This is a genomic window from Synechococcus sp. H60.1 (genome assembly GCF_047462335.1).
Taxonomy (GTDB): Bacteria; Cyanobacteriota; Cyanobacteriia; order Thermostichales; family Thermostichaceae; genus Thermostichus.
The window spans coordinates 1-5,130 of sequence record NZ_JANSJA010000194.1 but is presented as its reverse complement, the minus strand read 5'-3'; the positions used below and the strand labels follow the sequence as shown (position 1 = coordinate 5,130).

Below are 5,130 nucleotides of genomic sequence, written 5' to 3'. Positions count from 1 at the left end.
TCAGTTGGATTCGTCCACCATCACCACATGGGTGGGGATCTCAGGGGGCAGGAGCTTGCGGCCCGACAAGAAAGCCAGCTCGATCAAGAAGGCAAACCCCCCCACCTCAGCGCCGCTCTGGGCCACCAATTGGGCGGTGGCAGCGGCGGTGCCCCCGGTGGCGATGACATCATCTACGATCACCACTCGGTTGCCGGGGCGCAGGGCGTGGGCATGAAGTTGCAACTGGTCTTGGCCGTATTCCAGGCTGTAGATTTGGCTGAGCACCGGCGGCGGCAACTTGCCCGGCTTGCGAACCGGGACAAATCCCAAACCCAGATGCTGAGCCAGGGCAGCTCCTAAAATAAAGCCGCGCGACTCGATGCCCACCACATAGTCCAGGGATCCCATAGAGGTGGTGCCAGCGGCCAATTGTTCAATAGCAGCCCGGAAGCCCGCCGGATCCCCCAAGAGGGGGGTTATGTCGCGAAAGAGGATCCCGGGTTTGGGAAAATCGGGCACCAAGCGGATGAAGGCGCGCAAATCCATCCTGTTTTCCTCGTTGGCCAGTGGCTTGCCGAAAGGGCGCTCCAAGCAACCCATCATACCTGCTTAGCTTAAGGGCAGATGGGATCCCTTTTTGTCCGTTCGGCACCGGGGAAGATTTTTTATAATTGGCAGGGCTAGGAGCCGCGGCTCACCTGGTCTTTCTGTTCCTGACTCTGGAGACTTCTCATGCGCTATTACATGGCCATTGACTCCAATCCGCTGGCAAGTTTGCCGCTGGCTCTGTTTGGGGTGGGCAGTGAGTCGGCTTACGTCGATCTGCTGCAGGACAAGTTGATTGTCCGGGCGGGCAACCTGTTCAACGAAACCTTCTCCCTGAGCGAGTTGGGACAAGGGGAGCGCTTCTCTTGGCCCTGGTTCTACGGCCTGGGCGTGCGCACCGATTTCCAGGGGCTGGTGGGCGCGGTAACCAGCACCCAGGGGGTAATTGCCATCCCGCTGCTGCAGGAAAAGACCCTCTTCATCCCCCTGCTGGGGCCCCTGGGGCTGCAAGTATCCTGCAAAAAGTTGGTTTTCAGCCTCAAGGATCCGGACACGTTCCTGGCCAACTTCAATCAGGGTCGCCCAGAGGTGAACAGCGGGCCCAAGAATGTGGTGATCGAGTAGCCGTCTGGCCGGCTACTTTGACGAGACCAGCACTTCGGTAACAGAACCGCGCTCGCGGCCCTGGCAGTTGATGGCGCGGCTGGCCGCAATGGTGGGAATGAGATAGCCGCTCCGGGGGACTTGTACAACGCTAAACAGAAACGAACCCCTGTGAGGAGCCCGTCCCGCTTACGCGAGCGGTTTTCTTCAGCAAAACCCTGACTAGCGGCAGCCCGGGGCTCCCCCTACCAGGGGTGACGCGGCCATTCCGCCGATGCCAACGGTCGGCCGGTAGCCCTCCTCTAGTCTTGCTCCTCTTCTAGCAGCTCTTCCAGCACCTCGATCCAACGCTCCAGCTCCTCCAACCCCTGCAACACTGCCTCTGGGTCGCTCAGCTTCACCTGGAGCATCTGGGCCGATTCTTCCCAGGTCAGGGATCCGGGCGGGCTGGCCAGCCAATTCAGGTAACGGGGCAAGAAGGTGCGGGGAGACAGATGATACTGGCGGTGGCAGGCCAGGGCAACCAGTCTGGCCAGGCTGGCCTGATGGCTGCTAAAAGGGCGGAGAAACAGCTCCGGCATCCCCACCCAGCGGAACTGGTCTTCCGGCAGCAGCTCCACCGCATCGCCACACAGCTCTTGGCACAGCTTCAGCCACTCTTCGCTGACCCAGTAGGTAGGGCTGGCCTCAGAGGGCGCCAGCAGAGGGGTGTCGCCCCCTGGGATCCCCGAGCGGTAGAGAAGCAGCTCCAGCCGCGCAATCAAGCTCTGGTAAAACACAGCCTGCAGCTGGGCCTCCAGGTGGTAAATCAACAGGGCTTGGGCCAACTGGAGGCTGCTGGAGAGAAAGGTCTCCGGCCCGCTGACGCCATTGCGGAAACGGAGAGGCACCCCCCCTGGTGTGCCTCGCGCCGTCTCAAGCAGGTAGCCTAGCAGCATCTGCTGTAAAAACGCGGTATGCACCCCCACCTCCCAGGAGGGCCGAGTAGCTCCCTGCAACTCCTCTAGCTCCAGCCAAAGTCGGGGCTCCTCAGGCCGGAGCCGCCGGCTGAGGGCCGCAAGGGCTCGCAGTAGGGAGGCAAGGGATTCACCCCCTGGAAGGGGCGTCTCTAGTGGCCAAGGGAAGGAGTCGGTCTCCCCACGGCTTGCTTCCAGTTGGGAGGTAATTTCCGGCAGCCAGGGCTTGGCTTGGGCAGCGCACTCGGGGCAGAACTCCTGCAAAGCAGACCAGACCAGGAAGGTGGCCTCGGCGGCAGTGAGGCGAGGAGCCGGATCTCCCCAAGGGGCATAGAGGTCGCAGGTACGGATGGAACGGCTCAGGGCGCGGCTTTTTAGGCGGTAGTAGCGCTGGAACAGGTCAAAGCGATCGTGGATCCCGTCTAGCAGATGCTCCCAAAAGGTCTGGCCGAGGCCGTGGCGAGCCAGGTACAGATCGACGGCAGAATCGTAGCCCCGCCACTGGGCCTCCCAGAGGTGGTCGCGGATGAGGATGCTGAGAATAAATCCCCCCAGCTCTGCATGGGCTTCCAGGTGTTGGCCCAACCGCTGGTAGGCCGCCCAGCGGATCTCGGCGCTGGGATGGGTTTGCAGGCTCTGCAGGTGGGTAAGAGTTTCAGCCGACTGGGGTTGGGGGAGCCCCAGGCCCTGGCCAGGGAGGGAGGCGAGGGTGACTTGCCACAACTGCCGCCAGGCCAAGCGTCCGGCCAGGCGCTGCTGGTGGAGCAGGCGCTCCAGAGGCTCCGCCTGTTGATGACCCCGCTGCTGGAAGAGGCCACACAAAAACTGGCGAAAGGGACGCAGCAGCGGCTCGACACAGGCAGCAACCAAAAGATCCAAGCGCTGATCCTTTGACTCAAGTGGCAGCTCGGCTGCAGGTTCGTCGGGGGAAACAGCCGGCAGCGACTGCAACTCCAGAGGGAAAAACAGCAAGTGGCTCTGCAGGGAGATAGCCCGCTCCAGATCCCTCCAGTTGGGGACTGCCCCTGTCCAGCCGGAGTCAGCTGGGATCCCTTCCCTGTCCCCGGCGAGGTGGGCCGCCAGAGCTTGCGTCAGCTGCGCCAAGATCTGCAGCGCCTTCCCCAGCTCTGGTGGGCTAAGCTGGGCCACTCGCCCCCGGTAGCGCCGGGCAAACTGCTGCACCTGCTCCTCCAGGTCATTCCAGCTTGGGGCACCCTCTTGCCCAGAGCTGGCGAAACGCTCAAAAGGGGGTTCAGCCGTAGGAAAGACCACCAGCACCAGCCTCCTAGAGATGGGGGCATCCCCTCTTTGGCTTGTCAGCTAAGCCAACCCAGCCGCAGCTGAGGATTAGGCCTGCACAAGCCAATGTACTTCCTCCAGGATAGGTGTCGGGAGACAATCATTCGTGGAAAAGCTTTCCAGAGGAGGCGACGCTTTTGTTTGCCCAGGTCACTGCTGCTGCTCTACTGGGACTCAAGGCCGTGCGGGTCACGGTGGAGGTGGACGTTGGCGGTGGCTTGCCGCAGATTACCCTGGTGGGGCTGCCCGACACAGCCGTTCAAGAGGCCAAAGAGCGGGTACGGGCGGCCATCAAGAACTCCGGCTTTGCCCTGCCGCAGCGGCGGATCATCGTCAACTTGGCCCCCGCTGATCTGCGCAAAGAGGGCCCCAGCTTTGATCTGCCCATCGCCATCGGCATTCTGGCAGCCGCAGGAGTGGTTGAGGGAGAAGCGCTGGCCAACACCCTGCTGCTGGGGGAATTGGCCCTGGATGGCACCCTGCGCCCCGTAGCGGGTGTTTTGCCCATTGCCGCCAGTGCCGCCGAGATGGGGATCCGCCGCCTGGTGGTGCCCCAGGAGAATGCTCCGGAAGGAGCCCTGGTGCAAGGGATCCAGGTGTATGGGCTGCCCTCTTTGGCAGCGGTGGTGAGCTGGCTGCAAAACCCCCAGGGAGTTGAGCCAGTGCGGATCCAGCCGGAGCAGCTGCTGCCCCCTGAAACGGAACCCTTACTGGATTTGGCCGATGTGAAGGGGCAGGAACACGCCCGGCGGGCTCTGGAGATTGCGGCGGCCGGCGGGCACAACCTGCTGCTGGTGGGCAGCCCAGGAGCGGGCAAAACCATGCTGGCGCGGCGTCTGCCCGGCATCCTGCCCCGGCTGCAGTGGGAGGAAATGTTGGAGATCACCCGCATCTACTCAGCAGCGGGCCTGCTACGGCAAAACCTGCACCTAGGACGCCAGACTCCCCTGATTACGCAGCGACCCTTTCGGGCTCCCCACCATTCGGCCTCGGCGGTGGCGCTGGTGGGTGGTGGCCCCTACCCCAAGCCTGGTGAGATCTCCCTTGCTCACCACGGTGTCCTGTACTTGGACGAACTGACGGAATTTCGCCGTGAGGTGCTGGAGGTGCTGCGCCAGCCTTTGGAAGACGGCAAGGTTACCATCTCCCGCGCCCGCGTTTCTTTAGAGTTTCCCGCCCAAACCACCCTGGTGGCCTCCACCAACCCCTGTTCCTGCGGCTTCTACGGGGATCCCGTTCAGCCCTGCACCTGTACGCCGCAGCAGCGGGAGCGCTACTGGTCCAAGCTCTCCGGCCCGCTGCTCGATCGCATTGATTTGCAGGTGCGGGTCAACCGCCTCAAGCCGGAAGAAATTGTCCGCCTCCAGGGGGGCGAATCCTCCCAAGCGGTGCGGCAGCGGGTGGAACGGGCGCGGCAACGCCAACGGCAGCGCTTCCAGGACGAACCTGGGATCCACTGCAACGCCCAAATGCAACCCCGCCACCTGCGGCAGTGGTGTGCCCTGTCGGATCCCTGCCGTAAGCTCCTAGAGAGCGCCATCCACAAGTTGGGCCTGTCTGCGCGGGGGAGCGACCGCATCCTCAAGGTGGCCCGCACCATCGCCGACCTGGAGGGCGCCGAGGCCATCGCCCCCACCCACCTCGCCGAGGCCATTCAGTATCGCAGCCTGGATCGCGGGCGGCTCTGAGCCCAAGCGCTCCGCGCCGCTCACGCGACCACCCCCGGCCCCTCTCCCAGAGGGAG

Annotated in this window: 4 protein-coding genes; 2 read left to right on the top strand and 2 right to left on the bottom strand. The window is 63.5% G+C overall.

Annotated elements, in window-relative coordinates; all coding sequences use genetic code 11:
* Nucleotides 1-528, bottom strand: a complete 528-nt coding sequence (locus NW852_RS09985; RefSeq protein WP_414364504.1) for an adenine phosphoribosyltransferase — start codon at nucleotides 526-528, stop codon at nucleotides 1-3.
* Nucleotides 529-714: 186 nt separating this feature from the next.
* Between NW852_RS09985 and NW852_RS09980 the strand changes: the two genes are divergently transcribed.
* On the top strand, nucleotides 715-1,152 hold the full coding sequence (locus NW852_RS09980; RefSeq protein ID WP_414364503.1) for a hypothetical protein: 438 nt from the start codon (nucleotides 715-717) through the stop codon (nucleotides 1,150-1,152).
* Between the two features lie 281 nt (nucleotides 1,153-1,433).
* Here the strand turns inward: NW852_RS09980 and NW852_RS09975 are convergent, their stop codons facing one another.
* Nucleotides 1,434-3,365, bottom strand: coding sequence for a peptidase M3 (locus tag NW852_RS09975; RefSeq protein ID WP_414426698.1), 1,932 nt, complete (start codon nucleotides 3,363-3,365; stop codon nucleotides 1,434-1,436).
* Nucleotides 3,366-3,523: 158 nt separating this feature from the next.
* Between NW852_RS09975 and NW852_RS09970 the strand changes: the two genes are divergently transcribed.
* Nucleotides 3,524-5,074 (top strand): YifB family Mg chelatase-like AAA ATPase, encoded by a 1,551-nt coding sequence (locus NW852_RS09970; RefSeq protein ID WP_414371123.1) that lies wholly within the window; start codon nucleotides 3,524-3,526, stop codon nucleotides 5,072-5,074.
* The last annotated feature ends 56 nt before the right edge of the window (nucleotides 5,075-5,130 follow it).

What these genes read in the sequence shown, in the direction of transcription:
- NW852_RS09985 (WP_414364504.1), bottom strand. Translation starts at nt 528, where the DNA reads ATGGATTTGCGCGCCTTCATCCGCTTGGTGCCCGATTTTCCCAAACCC.
- NW852_RS09980 (WP_414364503.1), top strand. Translation starts at nt 715, where the DNA reads ATGCGCTATTACATGGCCATTGACTCCAATCCGCTGGCAAGTTTGCCG.